Origin of the sequence: Bradyrhizobium pachyrhizi, assembly GCF_001189245.1 — a bacterium.
Classification (GTDB): domain Bacteria; phylum Pseudomonadota; class Alphaproteobacteria; order Rhizobiales; family Xanthobacteraceae; genus Bradyrhizobium; species Bradyrhizobium pachyrhizi.
Window position 1 is genome coordinate 1 of sequence record NZ_LFIQ01000038.1, and the last position, 25,844, is coordinate 25,844.

The window sequence follows — 25,844 nt, forward strand, 5'->3', positions numbered from 1 at the left end:
TCGATGCGCCGGACGCGCTCGACCGTCTCTGGCACGGCTACCATTGCCTACTCCGCTCGCGCATGGACGACTTCAGTCGACGATGGTTGCCCCGCGCCGCCTCCGCTGATCGCGCATGTTACGGGACCAGCGAGTAAGAGAATCAGATGATCGATCCAGGCAGCTGTTGCCGTCGCTCGAGTCTTCATCATGTTTTGCACCGGGCCCCCCTCATCGGCCACCCTTATGCCGGCACGCAGGTATCAGGCACTGGGCAAACGACAGCGCATTGCGGCGCGTCAAAATGCCCCTCACATTCGGTGCACTGGGCCGGATTGATGACATATATGTCGTTCTTCAGGCTGATCGCGGCGTTGGGACATTCGAACTCACACGCGCCGCAGACGGTGCACTGGGATGCGATTATCTTGTAGGCCATCACTGCGATTCCATAAGCAAAAGTGCGGGACCACTTCTTGCTTTCAAGTCTTATGCCAAAGATCTTAGGCTTGATTTGTCTCGGCTATTTTCCAAAGCGCATCTCGCCGCCTCAACGGTTGTCGCAAATGCGACAATCGGCATCACGGCGGCTTGATCTGAACGCCTAGTTTGAGCTCAGGTCGATCCGGCGGCGGTCAGCCGGCGAGGTGAACCGCGCCCGCCGACTCAAAGGCATGATCCTTCGCATGGCCGCGGTGGCGCGGCTACAATCGGGCACCGCCTCTTCCGAGTGCTCTGCTGCACATCGGTTCTCTCACCGAACAGAGCGGATCGAGCTACAGCGCGACGATGAAGAGCTGGCGCAGTCGTCGCCGGTCCGCGTCTCCGCAGCACAGCCAGAAACGTCGCGGCGATCGCGCAGATAAAGTCGCTTCGATGATCGCATGCCTTCAGAGCAAGCCGCTGCAGGCAACATTCACTCTCCGCGGATTACTGGCAGGCATGCATTCTATACCCTGTATGGGACGAAAGTGGTTTGTCTCGCATACGGCCACGACTGCAAGCCGAGCGCGATCGTCTGGGATCCTTCGCTCCGCGTTCCAAAGAAATCCCAGCGGTGCTGAGCAGATTGATAGAGCCGAAAAAAAAGCCACCCCGAAGGGTGGCCCAAGTCAGGGAGGAAACGCCCGTGTGGGGCCTCTGGGATCAGGCCGCAGCCTGTTCGATCGGAGAGAAGGGAAGTCCGAGGCTCTCGGCGACGGCCTTGTACGTTAGCCGGCCCCGATGGACATTAAGGCCCGCGCGCAGGTGCGGATTCTCGAGCACGGCGGAAAAACCCTTGTTGGCCAGAGCTAAACCAAACGGCAGCGTGGCATTATTCAGTGCCTGGCTCGAGGTCAGCGGAACAGCGCCGGGCATATTGGCCACGCAGTAATGAATGATACCATCCACTTCGTAAGTTGGATCAGCGTGAGTGGTTGGATGCGATGTCTCAAAGCAGCCGCCCTGATCGATGGCGACGTCCACGATGACCGCCCTCTTGCGCATTGAGCTCAGCATGCTCCGGCGCACCAGCTTCGGCGCGCTCGCTCCTGGAACGAGCACCGCACCAATTACCACATCTGCCGCAAATACCTCCGCCTCCACGGATTCAATGGTGGAAAACCTGGTACGAACGCGCCCTTCGAATAGCTCGTCCAACTCGCGAAGCCGGGGTATCGAACGGTCGATGACAGTGACCTCTGCGCCCAAACCGGCCGCCATGCGTGCCGCGTGCGTGCCAACGACGCCACCTCCGATCACCACGATCCGAGCCGGCTGAACACCGGGCACTCCACCGATCAACAGCCCTCGTCCACCTGCACTCCGCTTCAGCGCGCTACCCGCCGCTTCGATCGCAAGCCTACCTGCGACCTCGCTCATCGGCGCCAACAGTGGAAGACCACCATGGGCATCAGTTACGGTCTCATAGGCGATCGCGGTGCACCCGGATTTTAGGAGCCCTTTGGCCTGCTCCGGATCTGGCGCCAGATGCAGGTAAGTGAAGAGGATCTGGCTCTCCCGCAGCTGGCTCCATTCGGATGGCTGAGGCTCCTTAACCTTTACGATCATCTCGCTCGATGCGAATACCTCGGCTGCGGAATCCAGAATCGTTGCGCCGGCGGCGCGATAATCGTCATTGGTTGCACCAATGCCGGCGCCGGCATTGGTCTCGATCACGACGCGGTGGCCCGCTGCCACGTATTCGCGGACGGCTCCAGGGGTAAGGCCCACGCGATATTCGTGCGCCTTGATTTCCTTGGGGACTCCGACCTTCATTTGAAAACTCCCTGCCTGGAGGGCCTTTTTAATCGCAAGAGCACAGTGATATTGCGATGCAGGCGGCTAAATGGCGCAGGAATTCAGCGATCTTTGGCCAGCTACGCATGATTTCAAACAAACAGATGCCGAGCGGATTGAGTGACTATGTTCACTTACTTAACTATTGTTTCGTTCAGGCTCGCCGCAGGTGGGCGCGGCGCCTTCAACAGATTCGAGGCAATTGTTCACCCGACAACCAATCGACAATTCGTCCGCCGCCGAAGCTGGTCGCCATCTGGACAAATTTGTGATCGTCAGCAACCGCCTCGCCAATATCGGCTGCATCGCACCCGAGCGGATGCGTCTTCATGGCTGCAAGCACGGCATCAGCCGTATCAGGCGCGACGATCGCAACGAGCTTGCCCTCATTGGCGACATGGATCGGATCAAGCCCAAGGAGCTCGCAGGTCGCCGCAACCGCAGGCTTTACGGGAATGGCCGCTTCCTGCAGACGGAACCCAAGGCCAGATTGATGCGCAATCTCATTGAGAGCCGCTGCAAGACCGCCGCGCGTAGGGTCACGCATCACCCGGATGCCGCTGCCGCCAGCCGCCATCATGACAGCCACTAGGTTATGCAGCGATGCGGAATCCGAGACGATCTCAATTTGAAGAGCAGCGTGCTGGCGCGTTGACATGATCGCCACTCCATGATCGCCAAGGCTGCCCGACACCAGCACACGGTCCCCGATCCTTGCTTTGTCCGCGGAAAGATCGAGCCCATCGGCCAGAACCCCAATCCCAGTCGTAGAGATGAACAGACCATCGGCCTTGCCGCGCTCAACGACCTTGGTGTCTCCAGTGATGATGTAAACGCCGGCACCGCGCGCCGCCGCGCCCATCGACTGCGCTATCGTCCTTAGATCTGAAAGCCGGAACCCCTCCTCGATGATGAAGCTAGCCGATAGATAGAGCGGACGCGCGCCGGCCATCACGACATCATTGATTGTGCCGTGCACAGCCAGTGACCCGATATTGCCGCCGGGAAAGAACAGCGGCGAGACCACATAGCCGTCCGTCGTCATCACCATCCTGCCTGCCGCAACGTCAAACGCCGACTGATCATTGCAGCGGGCAAGCCATTCATTACCGAAGGCTTGGTGAAAAATACCGGAGATCAGTTGTGCCATGGCACGCCCCCCGGATCCGTGGGAAAGATCAACGCGTCCGTTCTCGACGTCGAGCTTGCGCTGATAGGCCTTTACGCTCATGACATCCGCCTCACCTGATCATCGCGAACTCGGCCATAGGTCCAATACGCGGCACAAGCGCCTTCCGAGGAAACCATGCAAGATCCTATGGGTGTTTCTGGCGTGCAGATGGTTCCAAACAGCTTGCAGTCGACCGGCCGCTTGGCGCCGCGCAGAATCGCACAGCACTCGCATGCCGGATTGTCGGCGACACGCAGCTCGTGCATCGCAAAACGCGCCTCGGCATCGAATCCCGCGTAAGCCCGCTTCAGCTTCAGTCCACTGTTGGGGACGAGCCCAAGCCCACGCCATTCGAACTGCTCACGCAGTTCGAATACCTGCGAGATCTCGTTTTTGGCGCGTGGATTGCCTTGGCTCGTAACCGCACGGCTGTATTGGTTCTCCACCTCGTAGCGGCCTTCGTTCACCTGCCGCACCAGCATCAGGATCGCCTGCATCACGTCGAGCGGTTCAAATCCCGCGATGACGACCGGCTTACCGAATTGTTCGGCCAAGGGCTCGTAAGGCTGCGTACCGATGATGGTGCTGACGTGCGCAGGACCAACGAAGCCGTCGATTGCGACCCCACCGATCTTGCGCATGTTCGGGTTCTCGAGAATGCTGTGCATCGCAGAAGGCGTAAGCACGTGGTTGCAGAACACGCTGAGGCCCTTCAGCCGCTTCTTATCGGCAATCCGGACCATCACCGCCGTCGGCGGCGTCGTGGTCTCAAATCCGATGGCAAAGAACACCACCTCGCGGCTTGGCACCTGTTCGGCGAGCCGGATTGCGTCGAGCGTCGAATAGACCATCCGAATGTCTGCGCCGAGGGCTTTGGCTCGCAGCAGGGACTGCCCCTGCGAGCCAGGCACGCGCATCAGGTCGCCATAGACGCACAGAGTGACCTCCGGCCGCTCGACGAGCCGGATCGCCATGTCAATCCGGCTGGCGGGCAGAACGCAGACGGGACAACCGGGCCCGTGGATCATGCGCACATTCGCGGGCAGCAAATCCTCCAGCCCGTACCGGGAGATCGCATGAGTATGTCCGCCGCAGAATTCCATGAAGCGGTAAGTCCGTCGCGGTCCGGCTTCGGCGCCGATCGCGCGCGCGAGCCCCTGCGCGATGGTCTTGTCACGAAATTCGTCGGCATATTTCATGATCAGCGTTCCTGGCCTGCACTGCCCAGCTCCTGCAGCAGCTCCAACGTGCGCTTGGCTTCTGTCGGATTGATCTTGGACAGCGCATAGCCGACATGGACAAGAACGGTGTCGCCGACGTCGAGCTCCTCAACGAGAGCGATCGATATCTCCAGGCTGACCCCATCAACGGACACGATCGCCATATCGTCGGGTAGGATTTTCGCGATTTTTGCCGGGATCGAAAGACACATATCAGGCTGCTCCGTCTAGGGCTGACGACTGTTCGTAATCCGCAGAGCGGCAATCCAGGCCTGTCCAAGGCTCAAACCACCGTCGTTGGGCGGCAGCTGGCGTGGCACCAGCGGGGTGAGGCCTGCGCTGCGGCAACCGCGGTCAATCTCTTCCGCCAGCACCGCATTCAGGAAACAGCCGCCGCTTAGTACGATGGTACTGACACCGGTTCTCCGCGCAGCGTGCGTGACCCAGTCAATGCAGGCGGCGGCAAAGGTGCCATGAAACAGGCCGGCTCCGTCCGCGGCGTCGAGGTCGCCTGCAATCAACCGCGAAAATAGCGAACGAAGCGACAGCATGCCGCGCTCGATGGTCCAGCCGGCTTCGAGAATAGCAGTCCGCCGCACCAGCGCCTCGAGCTTCATCGCAGCTTCGCCCTCATAGCTCTGCAAACTCGCGACCCCCAGCAATGCCGCCGCGGCATCGAACAAGCGGCCCGCGCTGGTCGTGGTGGCCCCGCCCGGCCGATCGAGCAATGCCGGCACGCGCTCAGCCTGTCGTTGCGCTGCAAAGCGAGGCCCGATTTCGTTTCCCCGCCCGAGCTGGTGTAATACTGCGCTCGCCATGCGCCACGGCTCGCGGGCTGCACGATCGCCGCCAGGCATCTGCAGGGGCGCGAGATGCCCGATGCGTCGAAACCTCGATTCTTCGCACAACAATAGCTCACCACCCCAGTTTCCGCCGTCGCAGCCGAAGCCATGGCCGTCGAGCACCAGGGCAAGCGCAGGTCCCGCATGGCCATGCTCAGCGATGGCGGCGGCGGCGTGTGCGTGGTGATGCTGGACAGCGATCAGCGTGCGACCACTCGCTTCCGCAAACCGGGTCGACGCCATATTGGGATGCAGATCGTGGGCAATGACGACGGGCTCCACGTCAAGGGTCGAAGTGAGATGCCGAATCGTCTCCTCGAACGCACGGAGGCCTTCAGCCGTGTCGAGATCGCCAATATGCTGGGAGACGAACGCTTCGTTGCCCCGCGTAATGGTGACGGTCGATTTCAGTGCGCCGCCGACGGCAAGCACGGGCGGCACCGACCGCGCAAGACGGGTCGGTTCGGGAACATAACCGCGCGCACGGCGAATGAATTGAGGCCGGCCTGCCACCACCGACATCACGGAATCATCGGCACGCGTCAGGATCTCGCGATCATGGGTCACGATAAGATCGGCGATCCCCTCAAGCCGCCGCCGCGCCTGCGCGTTGTCGATCAGAAGCGGTTCGCCGCAAGAATTGGCACTGGTGGCAACGATAACCGGGCCGGGTCCCGCAAGCCATGCTGCTGTGGAGCGAAACTCATGGAAGATCAGGTGATGCAGCGGGGTTAGCGGCAGCATAACACCCACGCGCGACAAGCCAGGAGCTATGGCAGGCGCCAGATCATTGCGCGTAGGTAGAAGAAGGATGATGGGACGTGCTGAGGATTCGAGCAGCGCAAGCTCCGGCCCATTCGCTTCCGCGATCTCGTTGACCTGCGCGATGGAACCGACCATGACCGCGAACGGCTTCTGAGGGCGCTGCTTTCTGCTGCGCAAACGCTGGACGGCGCGCTGGTTACGCGCGTCGCAAAGCAACTGATACCCGCCCAGCCCCTTTATCGCGACGATTTGGCCGCCGGCGATTGCCGCGACAATGGCATTGATCCCATGGCTGAGCCGAGGGCCGCAGGTCGGACACGCGATCGCTTCCGCATGGAACCTGCGGCTCGCCGGATCGGCATAGTCGGCCGCGCAGGCGACACACAGGCTGAAGGCCTTCATAACCGTGTTGCGGCGATCGTATGGAAGCCGTTCGGCGATGGTATAGCGTGGACCGCAATGGGAGCAGTTGATGAAGGGATAAAGGTAATGACGATTTTCGGGATCGAACAGCTCACTGAGGCATTGCTCGCAGGTCGCGGCATCGGCGACGATCCGCGTCGACAATCTGCCAGCTTGGCTCGTGGTGACCGAAAAGTCTTTCGTCCCGAGCGCCGCGGTCTGTTGAACGCAGATCTCGTCGATGCGTGCCAGTGGAGGCGCCTCCAGCGGCAAAGCGACAACAAACTCCGCAGCCCAGTTGCCCTCGACTTCGATTGTGACGCCCTCGGGGTCATTGACGACAAACCCCACCAATCCGTATCGCTTGGCAAGGCCATACACGTAGGGGCGAAAGCCGACCCCTTGCACAGCCCCGCTCACGCGCACGCGCAGCCGTGTCGGGTCGCAGGCGATAGCCGCGGCGCTCATCGCCCTATGTCCTCTCCGGCGCATCCTTGATGCGCCCCTGCCGATCGATCCAGGCGTACAGGGCGCCAAAACCCTCGCCGGTGCGCGCCGAGACCGTCAGCACTTCGACCTTTGGATTGACTCGTCTTGCGTATTCGACCGTCTTTGGCAAATCGAACGCCAGCAGCGGGGTCAGATCAATCTTGTTGACCAGCATGAGCGACGAAGCAGCAAACATATCCGGATATTTAAGCGGCTTGTCTTCGCCTTCGGTGGTCGACAACACCACGATCTTGCAGGTCTCGCCGAGATCGAAGGCTGCCGGACAAACCAGATTACCGACGTTCTCGATAAAGAGAATACCGCGCGTCAGCAGCGGCAAGCGGCGATAAGCCTCGCCAATCATTGCTGCATCGAGATGGCAACCCTTGCCGGTATTGACTTGAATAGCCGGCACGCCGACCGAGCGAATGCGTTCGGCATCATTCGAGGTCTGCTGGTCGCCTTCGATAACCCCGATCGGGCGACTGCGCTTGAGCTCTGACACGGCGCGGACCAGCAGCGAGGTCTTGCCTGCACCCGGGCTGGACACAAGGTTAAAAACCAGCACGTTATCGGCCACGAAACGCGTGCGGTTGTCTGCGGCGATCCTGTTGTTCTTGCCAAGGATGTCGCGCTCGATCTGAACGAGCCGCTCGCTGTTCATGGGCGCGAGCTTCAACGTGGCCGATCCGGCGCCGCAGCTCGAAGGCGCCTGCTCCCGATGCGCCTGGTGATGGCCAGGATGATGATCGTGATCATGGCGGCGGCGAGCATCGCGCGAATGCGGCTGGCCCTGGTCACGATGACGATGGGCATGATGGCGATCGCAATCGTCCTGCCCATGAGCATGGTGACGCTCTTGGTCTCGCGCATCATGCGCTTGGATAACTTCCGCTGAAGGCATTCCTTCGCTGCAGCCGCATATGGTACACATCAATCGAACTCCAGCTCCTTTACCCGCATCTGTTCGCCCGTGGTTACCTGCAACTGGTAGCTGCCGCAGCAAGGGCAGCGCTCACCGCGCCGGAGAATTTCGACGCTCTTCGAACAGCTCGTGCACCAGGCCCCACCGGGAAGTTCGACAATTTTAAGAGCCGCGTTTTCGGCAATGGTCCGCGCTGCAACGACTGCAAAGCAGAACTTGATCGCTTCAGGCGCGACATGGCTCAGGGTCCCGATCTCCAGACAGACGCTGCGCACCTGCGAAAGCGATCGGCGGCGCGCCTCGTCCTCGATGATTTCGATGATGCTTTGACAAAGCGCCATTTCATGCATCGTCAACTTCGCGAAACTTGAGCGTGAATCCAACGCAGGGATCAAGCGATGTAATCACCGCACGAACCGCTTGCTGATGTCGTCTCGCCGTCAGCACCGCGCCCTGCAGGTTCCGGACAAGCGGACCGCGCCAATGGAAATTCCATTCCGTCGGCGCAAGAAACTCGAAGCGGTATATCTGCCCCTGAGGATCGAGCTCAACCGCGTGATAGAGCCGGCCCCTGGCGCATTCGACCGCGGCCGCTGCACGGCCAGGACCTAGCCTGTAGCTTTCGATGATCCCAGGCTCCGCCGACTCGATATGAGCACCGGCCTTGAGCCAGTCGCATAGCCGAACGATTTCTGCAATTCTGGCCTTCAGCCGCTCGACGGCACCCGACCGACCCAGCCAGAGCTGATCACGCGTCATTTGGCGCGCCCATGGACCCGTCTCGGGCGCATGCCCCCCAAGGTAAGGACAATGGCAAAACGTCGGGTCATCGCCGAGCAGCCGTTCAATGATGTTGCGGTCGTCGGCAACGGACAGGAACGAGTGCGCGATCGGGATAGACTTCAAGTCGACCTCGTCAAGCGCTGCAATGCAAAGCGCGAACGGGCTACCGGGCATCGGCGCGCCATCTTCATCCGGCATGCCGAGTGCAGCGAGCGCAGCCACAATCTGTGCTGTAGCCTCGCGTCGAGCTGAACCGCGAGCTGGCCGTGCGCTGCCGACAAGCGCTGACAATCCCTGTATGAGGGACCGGATCGCCGACGCAGTGCTGCTCGGCGTAGGATGTCCGACAAAGAGGCCCCGCAGCAATTCTGCAATGCGCTCGGCAACGACCAGCATAATACGATGCTGTTTGGTCGCCAGAACGATCTCTTCGTCGCGCGCCGCCTCGGTCGCGGACTGCAATGCGGCTTGCTGCGCAGCGGCGCATAACGTGAAGAGGCGCGGCAGCGCCTCGAACAACGACGAGGCCGGCCTGCCGGTGAACAGCCGCGCCAACGGCGGCCTGGCTCGCGGCAGGATCTCGACCGCGGCGATGACGTCGGCAGCAAGCAATATGGTGACATCGATTTTGTTGCGGGCGAAAAGAGTCATGCGCAGCGCTCCGCCATCATCTCGCGCAAGAAATGCCGGCGGTCGATCAAACAGAGATGTGGTGCATGGATATGATATTGAGCTCGGCGCATGTCCGGCCATATCATAGCACCGACCACTGCTTCGGCACGGACGTCCCCCTTGTCTTTGTGTGCCGAGGTCGCCGAGAGCAGGGAGCAACGGGCAATCGAGCTCAACGACGCGATTTCGCTGACGACAAGTTCAATGTCGCCGGATCGAACTCGCAAGCGCAGGTTCGATCTCTGCCCAGCATGCCGTTGGCAGGTACCGTTACGCAGGAAGATAACCACGTTCATGGCCCAAGTCGCGCCCTTCATGCTACCGGCCCTGCCCTGCGCGTGTGCGAAACCCGATCGCTTCGACCCTGTACACGGATCGTTCAAGGTCGGTCGCGTGCGCATGGTTCGACCAGCGATAGCCCAATAGGCTGCTGCGAGCATCTCCTCAGACGTCGACACATCGGCGTGCTTGCTCCTACGATCGTCCCGTTCGCGCTCAAGCACCATTTTCAACGGACGCGAAGCCGAACCTGAAGGTGCGAAATCTGAAAAAACTTTTCATTCTTGGCGCCACGCGCTCGCGCGGCAGTCTGCGCCGCCATCGCTCTTCGGTCCGTTGCGCATGATCCAGCCAACGCCAATTGCAGGCGCGCCGTCTGCCGGAATCCGTCCGATGCCACCTATTCTCCAAGCTATTCATGTGGCGTAAACCTCGATCATTTCCCGCAGGCGTTCGGCGGAATCCTCGAAATCCTCGTCCGCGGCCAACGCAACAATCGGCACGCCGCCGACCTCCAGCGTATCCAGGATGATGTTGTCCGTAGAATTGAAGAACTGCACCGACCAGACGTTCCGGATCCCGGTCGCCTGCACCCGGCATGTGCCGTAGCCGCGGAAGACTAGCTGGGTCGGACCGTTGCCCACGCTTTCGTGCAGAAACGCCAGATCGACAGCGTTCATCGGGAGCAGCGTGAGGTTGATGACATGCGCGCGCATGCCAGACCGCCAGGCACGGGCCCGCTCGCGTATTTCGGCGAGCACCGGCAGCACGTTCATCGCGCCGTCCGGCGGAGCGGCGATCACAAGATCAGTGGAAGTCAGGTCGGTTGCGGCACGCCGCACAATCTGCGGGATCGCCCCGACCTCGACATATTCATGTGCGGGCTCGGTCCCGATGCGCACGCGCCAGATTCCCGCAAACACGGATTCCCAAATTTGCGCTAGGGAGCCATCCGGCAGCGCGACAACGCCAGCAACCTCGCCTTCCCCAAGCACTTCGGCAATCAGCGTGCGTCCGAGATCACTGAGGTTCGCCAGCCCGTACAGTTGCGTCCGCGCGCCGCCTCTTTGGCCGGCGGCAGCAGCGGCCTTCGATAACAGCGCGACGGCATTCGCACGGTCCCTTGCAAGCTCGTCGCCATCGCGACAAGCGCACTTGACCGGCGCCACCACAGTCGTCAGTCCGCCATGGATTACGTCGAGACTTTTCAACCCCAAGGGAAACTCGCTCACCGCCTGCTCGGCGCCGTCGGATCCGACGCGGGCCGCTGCTTTCATGATGCTGCCTTCCGTTGGGCATGCCGAGAGGCGGTGCTTTTGGCGATACGAGCGCCACCGGCGCGTGGTCGAGCGGTCGGTACCAAGGTGGGGTCGATCTTGAGCAAACGGACCAGGCTTGTGAGGATCATGCGCCGTGTACCCTGCTGATGGCACTCGATCGGCGTCTGCGAGCCGAGCAGGCTGCGGCGCCAGCCCGGCTCGTCACCGGCGCCCCGCGCAGTCACTGCCCTCCGCACGCGCCGCCGAAACGACTTGATCCATTCAGAAAGCCCGATGGCCACGTGGATGGCCCAGAGCGAATGGGGGAGATTGGCCGCCGGCAGCAGCGCCGCGCCCCCCGTTCCGGGGTCCTCCGCGGCCAGAGGCGCATCGGCGCCCGCTCTCTCCACATCGGACAGACCGGGCCACGGCAGATCGTGCTGCACCGGATGGAACTTCATCGGACACCTTTGTGATAGTTTTTGGTTCGGCTAGGCGAGGTATTAGCAAGCCACATGCCATCATCGGCTCGCCCGATCACATTCCCCGCTCGAACCAGCGGCTCGACATTTTCGTGTGAATGTTGCGCTGCGATTGCAAACTCCAGTTGGGAGCAAGAGCACGCAGCCCAATGTCCGCAAGCGGTACCGCTAGCGTAGGTGCTCGGGCAATTGCGGCTCATGACCGATCAAGTCCGCAAAGAAGCGATCGCAGTCCTGGCCGTTGAGGCCGGCCTCAAGTCCGTCGAGTGCTTCCGATATCAGCCTTGCTTCATCCTCGTCCAAGAGCCGCACTGCGGTATCGATATGGACGAGCACCTTAGCGCCGACCGACGCGCCGGAGAGCAGCATCACCGAAACATGCCGCTGTTCATTGCCATGCTGGCACAGCGCGGTGATGCCGTCGGTCTCAACGATCGTCATTGGCAAGCCAAGGCACATGGTCAGCCGCAGGCCGCTAGATCGGCTGCGCTCCTATCTCATAATTTGTACGGTCGATATTGTTCGCCAACAGCCATTCTGAAGCAGGCAGCGGCGCGATCCGCAGTTTTGCCGGCGAGCCCCACTGGGCAAGCAGTTTGCAAGCCAGTTCAATCGCGGGGTTAATCTGAAAGCGCACAGGATCAGTCAGCGGACCGCCCCAATGATCCAGGTCCAGCGGCTGACAGCCGATGAGAGCGAGCTCTCGCGGGCAGCGTCCGAGCAGGTCGGCCGCACTCAGGACCTCCTGAAAGCCGGTCTGATGCAGGCTGATCTTCCTGGCAGCGCTAAATTTCGGTACCTCGTCATCTCTCACGAGCTTCAACTTCCCGGGCGGAAGTCCATAGTCGATGGCATCGAACACGATCAGGCAATCGGCCTGCTCAAGAAAGCTGACGAGGTAGAGACCCTGCGTTCCGCCATCGAGCATGGTGACGTTGTCCTCGATGGCGTAGCGGCGGTGAAACTCCTCTATTACGCGCACGCCGAATCCCTCGTCCGCCCATAGGATGTTCCCGATGCCGAGCACCAGGATCCTTTTCTTATTCTCCGGACCCGACAACCGCTTCCCGGTCAATCGCGTAACTCGCGTTCGCCGGAAATTATTGAGGAGATGCTCCGGCGCGACATGATGTCTTCGCGGATCACCACGTAGATGTGGACCACCGCAAAGGTCACGATCACCCATAGGCCGAGATGATGCCAGGTATGGACGTCCTGACTGTTCGGCCAGATTGCAAATGCCCAGCCGAACAGCGCGTACTGCCAGCTATCATCACCGGCACCCTGCCCATAAAGTGCAAAGCCTGTCACGACCATGAACGTCATCGTCTGCGTGAACATGAAGAAGATCGCGAGCTGAGCCAGCCGGTTGTGCCCGACGTGCCTCTCCGGCTCGACTGCAACGAAGGCGTACCAGCGAATCTCGTGGTACACCTCGCGCCAAAAGCACCTGCGCCAGAGCGGCACACAAAAGATCTGCATGGCATGCGAGTTTCCCATCAAGGCCCAGTAGATGCGCAGCAGAAAGCCGACGCTCAGCACATATCCCGCAGAGAAATGCGCAAAGCGGATATAGCCGAACAGGAGATTGCCGCTAGCCTCCCCCGGCATCGCAGGCGTCCCCGTTCCAATGAGATAGCCGGTTACACCGAGCACCAGAATGGCCGCCGCATTGACCCAATGCCACAGCCGCACCGGCGCTTCATAAACGTAGGTGACGCCACGGCCGACGCCGCGACCAGCTTGCGCCGAATCGACGGCGGCAAGGCGTTGCGGAGATTTATCCATCATGTCCCTAACGAACATTGACTGAGGCCAGTTCTTGGCCGGCAGGACTGATCACATGGGTCGAGCACGCCAAGCATGGATCAAAGGAATGGATCGTGCGTAAGATCTCCAGCGGCCGCTGCGGGTCGGCCATCGGGGTACCGATCAGGGAGGCTTCAAAAGCGCCAATATTGCCCTTGGAATCGCGAGGAGATCCGTTCCACGTCGTCGGCACGACACATTGGTAGTTGTCGATCTTGGTGTCCTTGATCTTGATCCAGTGCCCGAGCGCCCCCCGTGGCGCCTCAGTGAAACCGTAGCCCTTGGCCTCCTTAGGCCAGCTTTCCGGCTTCCACTTGCTGACGTTGGCAGTTGCGCTATTGCCCGCCTTGATGTGGAGTACGAGCTTATCTTGGAAATAGCGCATCTGATGCGCCGCCCACTGGCATTCGAGCGCCCGCGCCGCGGTGCGGCCGAGCGTCGAAAATAGCGCAGTCAGGGGAAGACTGAGCCCCTTGAGTAATCTGTCCGCCGGCTCCTTGAATTCGGCTTTGCCTTGCGCATAACCGATGATGTATCGCGCCAACGGCCCGACCTCGACAGCGTGGCCGCGCCAGCGCGGCGCTTTGATCCAGGAATACTTGCCGCCTTCGTCGAGTTCCTGGATATTTGTCCTGCTGCCTTTGACCTTTGCCCCAAGCTGAAAACTCGGCTCGGTGATGCCATCCCAAGGGTGTAGTCCGGAGAACTCGCTGGGGTATTTATACCAGGAATGGGCGACGTATTCCTGGATTTGCTCGGGATCACCATGGTCAATCGGCAGGATCTCATTCAGATTGCCACCGAGAATGACGCCGCGCGGCAACTTGAGGCTTTTCGCCGAACAGTCGTTGGCGTTTTCGGGAATGTCGCCGTAGGACATCACGCTTTGGCCTGAAAGTCCGCCGCCATGGAGCCAGTCCTTATAGAACGAACCGATCACTGCGATATCGGGCAGATAGACCTGCTCGACAAACTCGATTGAACGGTCAATGATCGAGGAGATCAGGTTGAGACGCTCCATATTGAGCGCCCCCACCGCGCCTGTCCCATCCATATTGATTGGGCAAGGCACGCCGCCGACCAGCCAGTTTGGATGCGGGTTCTTACCCCCATAGACGGCTTGGATCTTGACGATTTCCTTCTGGAAATCGAGCGCCTCCAGATAATGCGCCACAGCCATCAGGTTCGCTTCCGGTGGCAGCTTGTAAGCCGGATGACCCCAATAGCCATTCTTGAACGGACCGTGCTGCCCTGATCCAAAGAATTTAGTCAGCCTGATCTGCAAATCCTTGAAATAGCCGGGTGATGACAGCGGCCAGGGCGAGATAGACTGCACCAGCGCCGAGGTCGACTTGGGATCGGCCTTGAGCGCGGAGACCACGTCGACCCAATCCAGCGCGTGCAAATGATAGAAATGTACGAGGTGGTCATGCACAAGCAGGCACAGCTGCATGATGTTGCGGATCGAGTTGGCATTCTCCGGAATGGTGATCCCTAGCGCGTTTTCAACGGCGCGCACCGAGGTGAGCGCATGGGTGCCGGTGCAGACACCGCAAATCCGTTCGGTGAACGCCCAGGCGTCGCGCGGATCGCGCCCGCGCAGAATTACTTCGATGCCGCGCCACATCGTCCCGCTCGAGACGGCGTTGCGGATCACGCTGTCCGAATCGAGATTGGCCTCGACGCGCAGATGGCCTTCGATCCGCGTCAGTGGATCGATGACAATACGCTTGCCAGAACGATCGAGATTGAACCCATTGGGTGTCCGGACGGTCACCGTCGGCCTTTCCCTCAATTCGGTTTACTTTTGTGAGCTGCGCGATGCGCCTTGTCGGTCAACCGTTTCACGGCCGTCACCGCCGCATGCGCGGCGACGGTCAGGCCAACCGCACCGGCAGCGGCCATGCCGATCTGGTCGGCGTTCTTCTCGATGCCGAATTGCCTGATGGTCGTGAGTCGATCGTAAAACGAACCTTTGTCCCAAAAGCCGTCTTCGGAGCAACTGAGGCAGCCGTGGCCGGATTGAATCGGGAACGAAACGCCGCCGTTCCAGCGAACGGCCGAACAGGCGTTATAGGTGGTCGGGCCCTTGCACCCCATTTTGTAGAGACAATAGCCTTTGCGTGCGCACTCGTCGTCCCACTCTTCGACAAATTGGCCGGCGTCGAAATGCGAACGCCGATAGCACTTGTCGTGGATGCGCTCGGAATAAAACATCTTTGGCCGCCCCTGGCGATCGAGTTCCGGAAGCTTTCCGAACGTCGTGATGAAGGTCACCAGGCCGGTCATGACTTCCGCAATGGGCGGACATCCGGGCACCTTGATGATCGGCTTGTTGGTGATCACCTGATCGATCGGCGTCGCACCAGTCGGATTGGGTTTGGCCGCTTGCACACAGCCCCAGGACGCACACGTGCCCCAAGCGATGATCGCCATGGACTCCTCCGCCATCGACCTGAGTTTTTCAACGAATGGCTTGCCACCGTCGATGCAGAACATGCCCGCCTCGTTCAGCGGTGGATTGCCTTCGACGGCAAGCACATACTTGCCTTTGTATCTGGCACGGGTTTCCTCCAGGATGGCTTCGGCCTGGTATCCTGCCGCCGCCATGATCGTATCGTCATAGTCGAGCGAAATCATTGACAGCAACGCGTCTTTGATCAACGGATGGGCCGAGCGGATAAAGCTTTCCGAGCAGCAGGTACACTCAAGGCCGTGCAGCCAGATGACGGGCACACGCGGCTTGGTCTCTAGCGCATTGGCAATAGTGCTTGCGGCGAGCGGGCCGAGTCCGAAGCTCGCAGCGGTCAAACTGCAGAATTTATGGAAACTGCGACGCGTGATGCCCTGACGTCTGATCACGCCGTAGAAAGTGTCCGTTGCCTCGCCCATGATCCCTTCCAAGTACTCGCCGGGCTATACCGCTTACTGATGTTAAGCAGCAAGAAACAGGCCACGGTGCGTGAAACACTTGACAGGTACCAAACCGCCGCTCGCCGGGCGCAATGCGGATGAGCAAGGCCGGCTAGCGAGGCACAAGCTGCGCCTGTGACTACCGTCCACTGCGCCAATAGCGTCCGGTTTTGAACGTCGATGTGAGAACTCCAACAAAACAGCAGGGTAATCGCCCTATACGATGAATGCGTCATGCTCACTTTCGACGCGGCCGTGACAGGTGTGCGGCATGACAATGCTGAACAGCAGTTGTTGCAGTTGACGGGCAACCCACCAGGCGAACTATCGGATTATTGCGGCATAAACGATATTCTGGACTTGCTCGCGGTAGTACTTGCGGATCTCTCCGGGTGCTGCCGTTCCAACCACCACGATCAGACGCTCCTTGGGGTCACAGAAAAATTGAGTTCCGTAAGCGCCGGTCCAGGTGAACTCACCTGGATTACCTGGAACGGCCGACAGACCGTCGCTTATGCGTACAGCTACTCCGAGCCCGAACCCAAAGCCGGCACGGTGCGGCTCCACATTGCCGACTTTGTTCTTGATCTCCGGCCCAAGGTGATTGGAAATCATGTGATGCACCGTTTTTGGGCCGAGAACGCGCTGCCCGTCGAGCTCCCCGCCGTTGAGCAGCATTTGTCCAAAGCGCACGTAGTCACCAACTGTCGCAAATGCGCAGGCTCCCCCGCAGTCAAACCTCGTCGGACTTCCGAGGAGCTCGATGCTTTGTGGCTTTCCCGTCAGCGGGTCGTTTGGAAATGGACGCGCGAGGCGTTCGCGTTGCGATGTCGACAGATGGAAAGTGGCGTCCAGCATTCCAATCGGCTTCCACAAGTTGTCGGCAAGATAATCGCCCATTCGCTGCCCGCTAACCTGTTCCACGACAGCTCCAAGCACGTCAGTCGAGAAACCGTATTCGAATTCTGTTCCCGGCTGGTGCGCCAGCGGCAGCTTGGTGATGCCTTCGATGAAAGCCTCCTTATCGCCCTTGATCGGCGGAGCTGCGAACTCCGGATAGAGACGCGCCACTTGATCTGAGCTATTCGGCGCGCCATAAGTTAGGCCTGATGTGTGGCGATAAAGATCGTGGATGTAGATCGGAGAACTCTGCGCTTCGAATTCTAATGAACCGTCAGGCTGCGGCACCGCCACCTTCATGTTGGCGAATTGCGGATAGTAATCCGTAAGCTTGGCCCGCAAAGGCAGGCGACCCTGTTCCGTGAGGCTAAGCCCAGCAACCGCCACCATCGGCTTGGTCATAGACGCGAGGGCGAATATCGCATCCAGCCGCATCGACGTTCCTTTTGGTGGATCGAGCTGCCCGTACGCCTTGTAGTGAACCAGCTTGCCGTCTCTGGCGATTGCAACCACCGCGCCCGGCACGCGCTCGCTTGCGATCTCGCGAGCGAAGAATTCGTCTAGTTTCGCAAGGCGCTGCTGAGAAACGCCGACGTCATCTGCGCTGGCCTCGGGCAGAGGCGCAGAGTGTACTGATTTGAAACTGATTCCAGCGGCCGCCGCGGCCACAACAAGCTTGTTCATTGAGCTCTCGCCAATGGATGGATGGACCTGACTTGCGAGACGGCTGCCGTCGTGATCGAATGTATCTGGCCGGTGCGCCGAAGGTGTGTGTTTTGCGCCGGCCTGCGCTCATGTACTTCTCCTGGCACAACGTTTGTCGATGAGGGTCAAGGTGAGAATGACCGCAAGCGCGAACATCACCATACCGCCAGCAACCCAACTTGCCTCCCGCCAGCGCGATGCTTGAACGTAGTCTATGACGTAAGCCGACAACACCTTGGTGCGCCCAGGAATGTTGCCGCCAATCATCATCACGACGCCAAACGTGCCGATCGTATGAGCAAAGCCGACGACGCCAGCCTTGAAAAACTCAAATCTCGCCAGCGGCAGGCCAATGGTAATGAAGTCATACAGCGCAGAACCGCGCTGACTGGCCACGACATCCAGCGGAAGCTCACCTATTGCAACAAAGGCATTACGGATCGGCTGCACCACCAAGGGGAGCGCGGAGAGGACCGACCCGATTACGATTCCCGCAAAGGTAAAGGCGAGCGTGTGCTCGCCCCAGAAGGAGGCGAGAAGACCTCCGGGTCCGTTCGGGCCGAGCAGGACGAGTACGCAGAACCCGAGCGCCGTCGGCGGCAGCACAAGCGGCAGCGCGACGATCGTTGCAACCGCCTGGCTCAAAACGGTCTTCGAGCGTGCTAGCCACCACGCGAGCGGCGCGCCAACAGCCAGCAGGATCGTCGTCGTCACGCTGGCGAGCTCGATCGTGAGCGCAACGGATTGCCAGATCTCGGGCGAAAGGGCGTCCATGTGCGTCAGCCCATCTGTGAGAGCCCGCCGCGAAACCGGCGCGGCGATCGCCTGCACGTCCAGTTCGCTGAGGGATTTGGCGCGTACCGCATTTTGGTCAGGTCGAACCTCCAAGAACGGAGCGCCTTGCCGGATCGCTCCATAAGACGCCTCGCTAACAGCCAGCGCATACCTGCCTTATAGCCTGTTAGCGACAGTGCAGCGGAGCTGTAGTCTGGGTCTCCGGTCGCAAGCAATCGATCGGCCTGTGGGGCGGGTGCCCCCTGCACCAGCCGCGCCGCCTGCGGCATGGCAACCGCATTCATTGTGTTCGTCCAAGCCGCGATATGCCTGGAGATCGACAGCACCGTGAACGACGACGGCTTGCGCGTCTCCTCTTCAGCTATGGCGTTCGAAGTCGATGCCGCCGATTTGAAGCGGCTTTCGGGGACCGCAGGGCCGTTCTCATGCAGTCCAGTCGGGCGAATGCTGTCGCCCGAACGAAACGCCTGAAATGTTGCTAACTGCGTGGCATGACCGTAGAGATCGTCGCTCGCGCCAATATTCGACACGGTCTCGGGTCGTCCTGCCTCAGTCGACTACCCGGCAAGCATATCGTCCGGCGTGGGCGGCCGCCACATTGACGCCCGTCGCTTCTGCGAGCAAAATCAGCATCGCAAACACCTCATCGGAAACTCCGGTGACAGGGCCGCTTCGCCCGGTCTGGCGGCGGCAGCTCCTCGCTCGCCACCCAGCAATCCCCGTGCCGCTCGCGAAATTTGGCGCGCTCTGTGCTTAACGTAAGAAAAGCGCGCCTAGATGATGCCCTTCGCTGTGGAGTGGACCTAACGCGCTGTCAGATTTCCGGCATCTTTGTTCTCAAGCAGACAGCGACGACACAATCAAGCGGCAGAGCTTGCCGCCCGAGATGCTCTTGGGTGTTGCGACGCTCCGTGATCACTCGATGCAAATCCTCGTGTGGATTCTGCTTCGTAGGATTGGCTGGTCTGTTTAGGATCCCTCGAGGGCCAGCGCGTGCAGGCGCAGACGGCCCGCCAAATCCCTTGCGGGAATGAACGCGGCTGAACAGAGGTTTAGAAGTACATGTCGTGCTCGACTTTTTTCTTACTTGGAAGAAGGATAACCAGGCATCGCCGATCGTCTTCGTCCGGCAAGCATGCGCGCACCGTTCTATGGTAACGTAGCACTACCTTTGGACATGGCCATTGTGCCGAGCGACTGGGCCAGGACCTGCTACCGAAACCAACACGTTGCAGCGAACTTACAGCGCGTCTGGGCGATGCAGTATGTCGACGGTAATAGTACCACGGGCGCGAGAGACACATGCACAGATCTTTTCGTTGGCGTGCTTTTGCTGTTCGCTGAAGAAAACGTCGCGGTGGTCAAGCTCACCGTCAATGTGGACGATGTCGATGGCGCAGACGCCGCACTCGCCGCGCCGGCAATCTGCCATCACCTCGTAACCGGCCTCATTGAGCACGTCCAGCAACGAGCGATCGCGCGGAATCTCCACTTCGAGGGCCCGATCTGCAAGGCGCACCCGGAAACCTTCAGTCGGCAGCGAGCCGCTCGAACCGAAGGTCTCGTAGCGTAGGCCGGATAGCGCGCGTCCCGCGCCGGTCCAGGCCCGGCGCGCGGCATCGAGCATCCGCATCGGACCACAGAAGAGAGTCAAGGCGTCAGGCGGCAGTGATGCGAATAAGTCATCGAAATCGAGCCGGCGCCCTTCGTTGCCTGCATGGACAAAAAGCTGATCGTTCAGCAAGGGAGAGAGAACATCCAAGTATACGGATTGCTCACGGGAAGGCACTGCATAGTGCAGAGTGAAGTCGGCATTGCGGCGCGCCAGCGCCTGAGCTGCCCCAACCAGTGGCGTAATGCCGATCCCACCCGCAATTAGGCAGTAGTGCCTGCGCGCCCAGTCGATCGGCAGCAGCGAGGCGGGCGATGTAATGGTCAACCGCGCGCCCGGCGCGAGCGACCACATATACTGCGAGCCGCCGCGGGAGTCCTCCGCGCGCCGCACGGCGATACGATAGCCGGCTCGGTCAGCTTCGCCGACCAGGGAATAGGATCGCGTCTCAGGACGTCCATCGATAGTGACGGCGATGTTGATATGGCTGCCGACCGGATAGGCCGCGCCATCAAAGTTTTCCGGTTTGATCAGGAACTCGCGGATCGAAGGTGTCAGATCGCGCGTCGCGACGAGCGCTGCTTGTGTCCAGCTTTCAATGAACCGCATGGAGATTTCCTTTAATCGCCTGGCATCTTGATGAGCGCCAGTCCCGGCAGCAGATCAGAATGCGTCTTATTCCTGAGCACAACGCGCAGATTGCGCGCCGCCACTCGGGCGTGCTCGCGCATGATTGCCTCGGCTCGTGCGCCTTCGCGGTTTTCGATTGCATCGATCACGACGCGATGTTGATCTTGCGCAATCAAGAGCGTGTGGCGCGCATTCGGTAGCGTCGATTGGGTCATCACAAAGCCGCTAGGCGAAGCGAATGGTAGCGCCGACGCGCGATCGACCTGCCGGATCAAGGGCGGACTGCGCGACAATTCAGTCAACAGCGCGTGAAAACGCGCATTGAGCGCGACGTAGGAGGAGAAAGCCTCCACGGAGATGGGATCCTGCCTCACCAAGCCGTCGATCTCGTCGAGACATCCTTTAAGAGGCTCAAGATCGCGCGACGAAACGCCGCGCTCGGCGGCGAATCGCGCGGCCAGCCCCTCCACCGTGCCACGCAGTTCGATCGAATCCAGGACATCTCGTTCGGAAAATGCCTTCACCATGAAGCCGCCAGAAGGGATCGCTTCCAGAAGTCCTTCCTCCTCCAGTCGAACCAATGCCATTCGCACCGGAGTACGCGATGCGCCGATCGTCTCCACAGCTTGCAACTCGGAGATCCGTTCGCCCGGCCGCAAGTCGCCCGACAGGATCAGATCGCGCAAGCTGAGCTGGGCGCGCACCGTCTGTGAGACGGAGCGATCACTGTCGCGCTCGACCATGCCCTACTCCGCGGCCTGCCGACTGTGCTGTGGATCCTCGGCCTCGATCATGCGATCTATCAAGCGGCGGGCCCACATCGCGCCCGCATCGATGTTGAGGTTATAGAAGACCCGGTCAGGATTTTCGTCGATCGCACGCTGCTGCGCCTCGAGAATGACCTCGTCCTCACGGAAGATGCTAGAAACGCCTTGGCGGAGTTCAGTGGTCAGGCGCTGTTCGTTCAGGCGATAATTGCGCACGAAGGCCCAGAAGTAATGGCAGCTCGTTTCCGTTTCGGGCGTAATGGTGTTGAGGACAATGCCATTGACGCCAGCCGATCGGTTGCCTTCCGGCGCGCCAGTTCCAGCGGGCGCCACTCCGACGTCGATATTGATGGTGCACGGCGCCTCGAAACGAATGATTTGCCAGCGGTCCACCGGACCAGGTTTTTGCAATTGCTTGGCCCAGAACGGCGGCGCGGTAATCCCCTTCATCCAGCGCGTTACGGTAGCGGTCTTCTCACCATGGGTGACGTCAAACGGCGCTTCCGCGATGGCGTCATTGCCGATGCTGGCTCCATGCACAAAAGTTTCGTGCGTCAGGTCCATGAGATTGTCGACAACCAGACGATAATCGCATTTCAGGTGGATGGTGTCGCCATCACCGGCCCAGGCGGAATCATCGTTCCAGTGCATATCCGGCACCAAGCGCGGGTCGGCTAGCGCCGGATCACCCATCCACAGCCAGACGAAGCGATCGCGCTCGACCACAGGATAGGCACGCACACAGGCGGAGGGGTTGATCGTCTCTTGCGAGGGCATGAAGATGCAGCGGCCCTGCGCGTTGAATTTCAGCCCGTGGTAGCCGCAGACGACGGTGTCGCCCTCAAGACGCCCTTTTGAAAGCGGCAGCAACCGATGCCAACAGGCATCCTCCAATGCCGCCACCTCACCGTTGGCGCGCCGATACATCACGACGTGCTTGCCGCAGATTGTGCGCGGCAACAGCGCCTGCCTCACCTCAGCATCCCAAGCGGCCACGTACCAGACATTCGTCGGAAAGCAACGGCTCATAGGCGGCTCCTTGCATTGGACACTGTCTGTATACAGTGACCTCAAAACAAGCCAGAAAATTGACGAATATACGGGCTTGTGATGGCACCCCTGTATACAGAGAAGGGCCGAAGAGAAGCTCATCGACTTCACCTCGGCCCTAACGAAACATCGGTGGTACCGCTAACCAAAACAGCTGCCGGCTCAATCCGAGCTCGCCATCGTGTACATCCCGCCGCACCTCGTCCTGCACTGTCGCGGCTTCGTACGGCTATCGGCGATGTTCCTGGCCTGCGTAGGGGTGCAACATTGGGCGCTTCTTAGCCGGCAGCACAGCCCCCCTGCCGGGATCGGACGTCGACGTCTTGGTGCCGAGATCGGCCCATGCTCTCAAATCCTCTAGTGCGTAGATGACGCGACCGCCGATCTTTCGATACGCTGGCCCCGTGCCATATGTGCGGTGCTTTTCGAGCGTGCGGCCGGATAGGCTAAGATAACGCGCAGCCTCCGGTGTACGCAGGAACCGCGTGGATAGACGTGACATCGGATCGGGCATTTGAGAGCTCCAGGTGAGAGGCCGGCCGCGAATGGCGGCACTTTGTTCGCACCATCATCATGGAGAAGCGCGCTCTCTGGAGGGATACCGAATATCGAGGAAGCGGCTTTCGGCACCCCAAGTTGAAGGCGCCGCTCGTCTCCTACGCCGTGGGCGCAAAGCCTTCTTCTTAGCGCCGAGCTCGCGGCTGCAAAGACGCACCTTGCACAGAAGGATATGCGCACGGTGATCGGGCGCCTTCGCAATGCGGAAGCAGAATCGCTTTTGCGCAGAAATCCGCCGAACCATCCGGTTTCACCGCACCCTATATACTTTTATACTTGCTGCGCTCCGTCATTCGATCGTCGCAAATGTACAATCGCAGCCAGAACTAGTCACATTGGTCTCGTCCTGCCAGGAAAAGCGCTCAGAAAAAGAACGTTCAAAACTGCCAAAAGTGGAATGATCGAGTTGAGAGCTTCATCGTAACACCCAGACGCCTAAACGGCTCAGCGAGCGCCGATGCGGATACGCCTCACATCACCGCTAGATGTCACAGCTTCCACCGCCTGGATGCCTACGATCCAAATAATCAATTTTACCAATGTTGCGTATTGTTGCATCAACCTTAGCTATCGAAGCGTACCGATCACTCTAGTACTTCTGTGCCGAGACTCGGTGATTTGCCAGCAAATGCGGCGTGACGTTGAGCAACGCCTTTGCGATCGACCTCACAAATGCCGTTCGACAATTCAAACAGACCTCGTCAGAAGACAGGCGGCTTATCCAATGACGACCCGGTCGTCTGCGCGTTAGGCCTCTGGTGCAGATCTTGCTTGACGAAAAAAGATAACGTAACTGAACGCCTGCCTTTGGAATGACGCGCCGGCTCTCGGAACCGTCTTCAATCGGACACGGCTAAAATGACAGCCTCGTATGATGCCGTCGCCTCTCAACGACGCAGCGGCTCGCATTCGAGTGTATTCGGGAAGGAAGCGTCATGACCACCATGGCAACTGCGGCGCCTGTGCGCGCGTCGCAGGCTTGGTATAAAATTCTCTACGTCCAGGTGTTGATCGCGATCGTGATTGGCGCCATCGTCGGCTGGCTGTGGCCGTCGGTCGCGACCAACGACTGGGTCAAGGCGCTCGGTGACGGCTTCATCAAGCTGATCAAGATGGTGATCGCGCCGATCATATTCTGCACCGTCGCATCCGGCATCGCGCATATTCAGGATGCAAAGAAAGTCGGGCGCGTCGGCGTCAAAGCGCTGGTCTATTTCGAGATCGTATCGAGCTTTGCCTTGGTATTGGGCCTTGTCATGGGCAATCTGGTCCAAATCGGCCATGGTCTTGCGGTCAAACCGGACGCTGCGGCGGTCGCCAGTTACGTCAAGCAGGCGGAAGCCTCGAAGACCGTCGATTTCTTTCTCAATATCATTCCCGATACTGTGGTCGGCGCCCTCGCTCGCGGCGATGTACTGCAAGTTCTCCTGTTCGCGATCCTGTTTGGCTTTTCGCTGATGGCGCTGGGGGAGCGTGGAGAACGGCTGCGCGGCATGATTGACGACATCGCGCACGCGGTGTTCGGCGTGATCGCCATCATCATGAAAGCGGCCCCGATCGGTGCGTTCGGCGCGATGGCTTTCACGATAGGCAAGTTCGGGCCGGCGGCGCTCGGTAATCTGATCGGGCTTATCGTGCTATTCTATGCGACGGCCGCGATATTTGTAGTCGTCGTACTCGGCCTGATTGCGCGAATCGTCGGCTTTTCGATCTTCAAATTCATTATCTATATCAAGGACGAGCTTCTGATCGTGCTCGGCACCTCGTCCTCGGAAAGCGCGCTGCCGCAATTGATGGAGAAGCTCGAGCGGCTGGGCTGCTCAAAGCCCGTGGTGGGTCTCGTGGTGCCAACCGGCTACTCCTTCAACCTCGACGGCACCAACATCTATATGACGCTTGCGACATTGTTTATTGCCCAGGCACTCGGGGTCGATCTTACCTTTGGCCAGCAACTCACGATCTTGCTCGTGGCAATGCTCACATCGAAGGGAGCAAGTGGCGTCACCGGCGCAGGCTTCATCACGCTCGCCGCGACATTGTCGGTGGTCAATCCAGCGCTGGTGCCGGGCATGGCGATCGTATTCTCGATCGACAAGTTCATGAGCGAGGTGCGAGCCCTCACCAACATTACCGGCAATGGCATCGCGGCGGTGTTTGTATCCTGGTGGGAAGGCGAGCTCGACAACGCGAGACTGCGCGCCCGGCTCAAGCAGCCCACCGTTTCCAGCGATATCGATACGCGAAGCTCAAGCAGGTAGGCCGGATCCTATTCGTGATTTCAAGGCGCTCAACTGAGCGTAGCCAACTCCGTCGTTCTTTCGCAGTTCCAAATCGGCACAGCCGACTTGAAACTGCGAGCCAGAACTTCTCTGCGGGACCTGCGGATCACCACTTGTTCCGTGTCACGCCCAACATCCATGCAAACGTGGATGACGAAATAGCTTTTTCGACGATTATTTTTCTAGCCGATGCCGACGTAACCGCGGCAGAACAATAGAGTCCGGCAAGACCTGCCTGCCTGACGGGCCGAGGTACTGGGTCTAGCTGTGAGCTTTCA

The 25,844-nt window shown here is 60.0% G+C and carries 25 protein-coding genes; 1 reads left to right on the top strand and 24 read right to left on the bottom strand.

Annotation, left to right across the window (positions count from 1 at the left end):
• Positions 1 to 223 precede the first annotated feature (223 nt).
• The 24 genes from AKL29_RS40310 to AKL29_RS40315 all read right to left on the bottom strand — a co-directional run bounded on the left by AKL29_RS40310 (position 224) and on the right by AKL29_RS40315 (position 23,243).
• On the bottom strand, positions 224 to 418 hold the full coding sequence (locus AKL29_RS40310) for a 4Fe-4S binding protein (protein WP_082190476.1): 195 nt from the start codon (positions 416 to 418) through the stop codon (positions 224 to 226).
• 707 nt (positions 419 to 1,125) lie between these two features.
• Entirely contained in the window at positions 1,126 to 2,238 is a 1,113-nt protein-coding gene (gene ald / locus AKL29_RS04705; RefSeq protein WP_050383304.1) for an alanine dehydrogenase, read from the bottom strand.
• A gap of 205 nt (positions 2,239 to 2,443) precedes the next feature.
• Positions 2,444 to 3,490, bottom strand: a complete 1,047-nt coding sequence (gene hypE / locus AKL29_RS04710) for a hydrogenase expression/formation protein HypE (protein WP_050383305.1) — start codon at positions 3,488 to 3,490, stop codon at positions 2,444 to 2,446.
• Positions 3,487 to 4,629 (bottom strand): hydrogenase formation protein HypD, encoded by a 1,143-nt coding sequence (gene hypD / locus AKL29_RS04715; protein WP_050383306.1) that lies wholly within the window; start codon positions 4,627 to 4,629, stop codon positions 3,487 to 3,489. Before hypD ends, hypE begins: the two co-directional genes overlap by 4 nt.
• A gap of 2 nt (positions 4,630 to 4,631) precedes the next feature.
• On the bottom strand, positions 4,632 to 4,862 hold the full coding sequence (locus AKL29_RS44415; protein WP_028336735.1) for a HypC/HybG/HupF family hydrogenase formation chaperone: 231 nt from the start codon (positions 4,860 to 4,862) through the stop codon (positions 4,632 to 4,634).
• A 15-nt stretch (positions 4,863 to 4,877) separates the two neighbouring features.
• Positions 4,878 to 7,127: a carbamoyltransferase HypF gene (hypF, locus tag AKL29_RS04725; protein ID WP_050383307.1), complete on the bottom strand. Its 2,250-nt coding sequence runs from the start codon at positions 7,125 to 7,127 to the stop codon at positions 4,878 to 4,880.
• A 4-nt stretch (positions 7,128 to 7,131) separates the two neighbouring features.
• The gene (gene hypB, locus AKL29_RS04730; protein ID WP_050383308.1) at positions 7,132 to 8,082 is read right to left on the bottom strand and encodes a hydrogenase nickel incorporation protein HypB; all 951 of its coding nucleotides are present in this window, start codon (positions 8,080 to 8,082) and stop codon (positions 7,132 to 7,134) included.
• A complete protein-coding gene (gene hypA, locus AKL29_RS04735) occupies positions 8,082 to 8,423 on the bottom strand; it encodes a hydrogenase maturation nickel metallochaperone HypA (protein WP_050383309.1) in 342 nt (113 codons plus the stop codon). The genes hypB and hypA overlap by 1 nt, the downstream gene beginning before the upstream one ends.
• Positions 8,416 to 9,507 (bottom strand): hypothetical protein, encoded by a 1,092-nt coding sequence (locus AKL29_RS04740; RefSeq protein WP_050383310.1) that lies wholly within the window; start codon positions 9,505 to 9,507, stop codon positions 8,416 to 8,418. Before AKL29_RS04740 ends, hypA begins: the two co-directional genes overlap by 8 nt.
• Positions 9,504 to 10,034 (bottom strand): [NiFe]-hydrogenase assembly chaperone HybE, encoded by a 531-nt coding sequence (hybE, locus tag AKL29_RS04745; protein ID WP_050383311.1) that lies wholly within the window; start codon positions 10,032 to 10,034, stop codon positions 9,504 to 9,506. Before hybE ends, AKL29_RS04740 begins: the two co-directional genes overlap by 4 nt.
• 189 nt (positions 10,035 to 10,223) lie before the next feature.
• On the bottom strand, positions 10,224 to 11,084 hold the full coding sequence (locus tag AKL29_RS04750; RefSeq protein ID WP_050383312.1) for a hydrogenase expression/formation protein: 861 nt from the start codon (positions 11,082 to 11,084) through the stop codon (positions 10,224 to 10,226).
• Positions 11,081 to 11,527 (bottom strand): hypothetical protein, encoded by a 447-nt coding sequence (locus AKL29_RS04755; protein WP_050383313.1) that lies wholly within the window; start codon positions 11,525 to 11,527, stop codon positions 11,081 to 11,083. The genes AKL29_RS04750 and AKL29_RS04755 overlap by 4 nt, the downstream gene beginning before the upstream one ends.
• 189 nt (positions 11,528 to 11,716) lie before the next feature.
• The gene (locus AKL29_RS04760; RefSeq protein WP_050383314.1) at positions 11,717 to 12,007 is read right to left on the bottom strand and encodes a HypC/HybG/HupF family hydrogenase formation chaperone; all 291 of its coding nucleotides are present in this window, start codon (positions 12,005 to 12,007) and stop codon (positions 11,717 to 11,719) included.
• Between the two features lie 16 nt (positions 12,008 to 12,023).
• Complete coding sequence (locus tag AKL29_RS04765; protein WP_050383325.1) at positions 12,024 to 12,608, bottom strand: HyaD/HybD family hydrogenase maturation endopeptidase; 585 nt, start codon at positions 12,606 to 12,608, stop codon at positions 12,024 to 12,026.
• Positions 12,609 to 12,619: 11 nt separating this feature from the next.
• Positions 12,620 to 13,339 carry a Ni/Fe-hydrogenase, b-type cytochrome subunit gene (cybH, locus tag AKL29_RS04770; RefSeq protein WP_050383315.1) on the bottom strand — a complete coding sequence of 240 codons (720 nt, stop codon included), beginning with the start codon at positions 13,337 to 13,339 and terminating at the stop codon, positions 12,620 to 12,622.
• A 4-nt stretch (positions 13,340 to 13,343) separates the two neighbouring features.
• The gene (locus tag AKL29_RS04775) at positions 13,344 to 15,134 is read right to left on the bottom strand and encodes a nickel-dependent hydrogenase large subunit (RefSeq protein WP_050383316.1); all 1,791 of its coding nucleotides are present in this window, start codon (positions 15,132 to 15,134) and stop codon (positions 13,344 to 13,346) included.
• A 14-nt stretch (positions 15,135 to 15,148) separates the two neighbouring features.
• Positions 15,149 to 16,249 carry a hydrogenase small subunit gene (locus AKL29_RS04780; RefSeq protein WP_050383326.1) on the bottom strand — a complete coding sequence of 367 codons (1,101 nt, stop codon included), beginning with the start codon at positions 16,247 to 16,249 and terminating at the stop codon, positions 15,149 to 15,151.
• Between the two features lie 345 nt (positions 16,250 to 16,594).
• Positions 16,595 to 17,854 carry a serine hydrolase domain-containing protein gene (locus tag AKL29_RS04785; RefSeq protein ID WP_050383317.1) on the bottom strand — a complete coding sequence of 420 codons (1,260 nt, stop codon included), beginning with the start codon at positions 17,852 to 17,854 and terminating at the stop codon, positions 16,595 to 16,597.
• 108 nt (positions 17,855 to 17,962) lie between these two features.
• Positions 17,963 to 18,649 (bottom strand): molybdate ABC transporter permease subunit, encoded by a 687-nt coding sequence (locus AKL29_RS04790; RefSeq protein ID WP_050383327.1) that lies wholly within the window; start codon positions 18,647 to 18,649, stop codon positions 17,963 to 17,965.
• A 5-nt stretch (positions 18,650 to 18,654) separates the two neighbouring features.
• The gene (locus tag AKL29_RS41625; RefSeq protein ID WP_152977437.1) at positions 18,655 to 19,200 is read right to left on the bottom strand and encodes a type 2 periplasmic-binding domain-containing protein; all 546 of its coding nucleotides are present in this window, start codon (positions 19,198 to 19,200) and stop codon (positions 18,655 to 18,657) included.
• Between the two features lie 710 nt (positions 19,201 to 19,910).
• A complete protein-coding gene (locus AKL29_RS04795; protein WP_050383318.1) occupies positions 19,911 to 20,891 on the bottom strand; it encodes a PDR/VanB family oxidoreductase in 981 nt (326 codons plus the stop codon).
• Between the two features lie 11 nt (positions 20,892 to 20,902).
• On the bottom strand, positions 20,903 to 21,655 hold the full coding sequence (locus AKL29_RS04800; RefSeq protein WP_028336750.1) for a GntR family transcriptional regulator: 753 nt from the start codon (positions 21,653 to 21,655) through the stop codon (positions 20,903 to 20,905).
• 3 nt (positions 21,656 to 21,658) lie between these two features.
• Complete coding sequence (locus AKL29_RS04805; RefSeq protein WP_050383319.1) at positions 21,659 to 22,708, bottom strand: aromatic ring-hydroxylating dioxygenase subunit alpha; 1,050 nt, start codon at positions 22,706 to 22,708, stop codon at positions 21,659 to 21,661.
• Positions 22,709 to 22,958: 250 nt separating this feature from the next.
• The gene (locus AKL29_RS40315; RefSeq protein ID WP_082190478.1) at positions 22,959 to 23,243 is read right to left on the bottom strand and encodes a helix-turn-helix transcriptional regulator; all 285 of its coding nucleotides are present in this window, start codon (positions 23,241 to 23,243) and stop codon (positions 22,959 to 22,961) included.
• A gap of 979 nt (positions 23,244 to 24,222) precedes the next feature.
• Between AKL29_RS40315 and AKL29_RS04810 the strand changes: the two genes are divergently transcribed.
• Positions 24,223 to 25,545 (top strand): dicarboxylate/amino acid:cation symporter, encoded by a 1,323-nt coding sequence (locus AKL29_RS04810; protein ID WP_050383320.1) that lies wholly within the window; start codon positions 24,223 to 24,225, stop codon positions 25,543 to 25,545.
• The last annotated feature ends 299 nt before the right edge of the window (positions 25,546 to 25,844 follow it).

What these genes read in the sequence shown, in the direction of transcription:
- AKL29_RS40310 (WP_082190476.1), bottom strand. Translation starts at nt 418, where the DNA reads ATGGCCTACAAGATAATCGCATCCCAGTGCACCGTCTGCGGCGCGTGT.
- ald (WP_050383304.1), bottom strand. Translation starts at nt 2,238, where the DNA reads ATGAAGGTCGGAGTCCCCAAGGAAATCAAGGCGCACGAATATCGCGTG.
- hypE (WP_050383305.1), bottom strand. Translation starts at nt 3,490, where the DNA reads ATGAGCGTAAAGGCCTATCAGCGCAAGCTCGACGTCGAGAACGGACGC.
- hypD (WP_050383306.1), bottom strand. Translation starts at nt 4,629, where the DNA reads ATGAAATATGCCGACGAATTTCGTGACAAGACCATCGCGCAGGGGCTC.
- AKL29_RS44415 (WP_028336735.1), bottom strand. Translation starts at nt 4,862, where the DNA reads ATGTGTCTTTCGATCCCGGCAAAAATCGCGAAAATCCTACCCGACGAT.
- hypF (WP_050383307.1), bottom strand. Translation starts at nt 7,127, where the DNA reads ATGAGCGCCGCGGCTATCGCCTGCGACCCGACACGGCTGCGCGTGCGC.
- hypB (WP_050383308.1), bottom strand. Translation starts at nt 8,082, where the DNA reads ATGTGTACCATATGCGGCTGCAGCGAAGGAATGCCTTCAGCGGAAGTT.
- hypA (WP_050383309.1), bottom strand. Translation starts at nt 8,423, where the DNA reads ATGCATGAAATGGCGCTTTGTCAAAGCATCATCGAAATCATCGAGGAC.
- AKL29_RS04740 (WP_050383310.1), bottom strand. Translation starts at nt 9,507, where the DNA reads ATGACTCTTTTCGCCCGCAACAAAATCGATGTCACCATATTGCTTGCT.
- hybE (WP_050383311.1), bottom strand. Translation starts at nt 10,034, where the DNA reads ATGGTGCTTGAGCGCGAACGGGACGATCGTAGGAGCAAGCACGCCGAT.
- AKL29_RS04750 (WP_050383312.1), bottom strand. Translation starts at nt 11,084, where the DNA reads ATGAAAGCAGCGGCCCGCGTCGGATCCGACGGCGCCGAGCAGGCGGTG.
- AKL29_RS04755 (WP_050383313.1), bottom strand. Translation starts at nt 11,527, where the DNA reads ATGAAGTTCCATCCGGTGCAGCACGATCTGCCGTGGCCCGGTCTGTCC.
- AKL29_RS04760 (WP_050383314.1), bottom strand. Translation starts at nt 12,007, where the DNA reads ATGTGCCTTGGCTTGCCAATGACGATCGTTGAGACCGACGGCATCACC.
- cybH (WP_050383315.1), bottom strand. Translation starts at nt 13,339, where the DNA reads ATGATGGATAAATCTCCGCAACGCCTTGCCGCCGTCGATTCGGCGCAA.
- AKL29_RS04780 (WP_050383326.1), bottom strand. Translation starts at nt 16,249, where the DNA reads ATGGGCGAGGCAACGGACACTTTCTACGGCGTGATCAGACGTCAGGGC.
- AKL29_RS04785 (WP_050383317.1), bottom strand. Translation starts at nt 17,854, where the DNA reads ATGAACAAGCTTGTTGTGGCCGCGGCGGCCGCTGGAATCAGTTTCAAA.
- AKL29_RS04790 (WP_050383327.1), bottom strand. Translation starts at nt 18,649, where the DNA reads ATGGACGCCCTTTCGCCCGAGATCTGGCAATCCGTTGCGCTCACGATC.
- AKL29_RS04795 (WP_050383318.1), bottom strand. Translation starts at nt 20,891, where the DNA reads ATGCGGTTCATTGAAAGCTGGACACAAGCAGCGCTCGTCGCGACGCGC.
- AKL29_RS04800 (WP_028336750.1), bottom strand. Translation starts at nt 21,655, where the DNA reads ATGGTCGAGCGCGACAGTGATCGCTCCGTCTCACAGACGGTGCGCGCC.
- AKL29_RS04805 (WP_050383319.1), bottom strand. Translation starts at nt 22,708, where the DNA reads ATGAGCCGTTGCTTTCCGACGAATGTCTGGTACGTGGCCGCTTGGGAT.
- AKL29_RS40315 (WP_082190478.1), bottom strand. Translation starts at nt 23,243, where the DNA reads ATGCCCGATCCGATGTCACGTCTATCCACGCGGTTCCTGCGTACACCG.
- AKL29_RS04810 (WP_050383320.1), top strand. Translation starts at nt 24,223, where the DNA reads ATGACCACCATGGCAACTGCGGCGCCTGTGCGCGCGTCGCAGGCTTGG.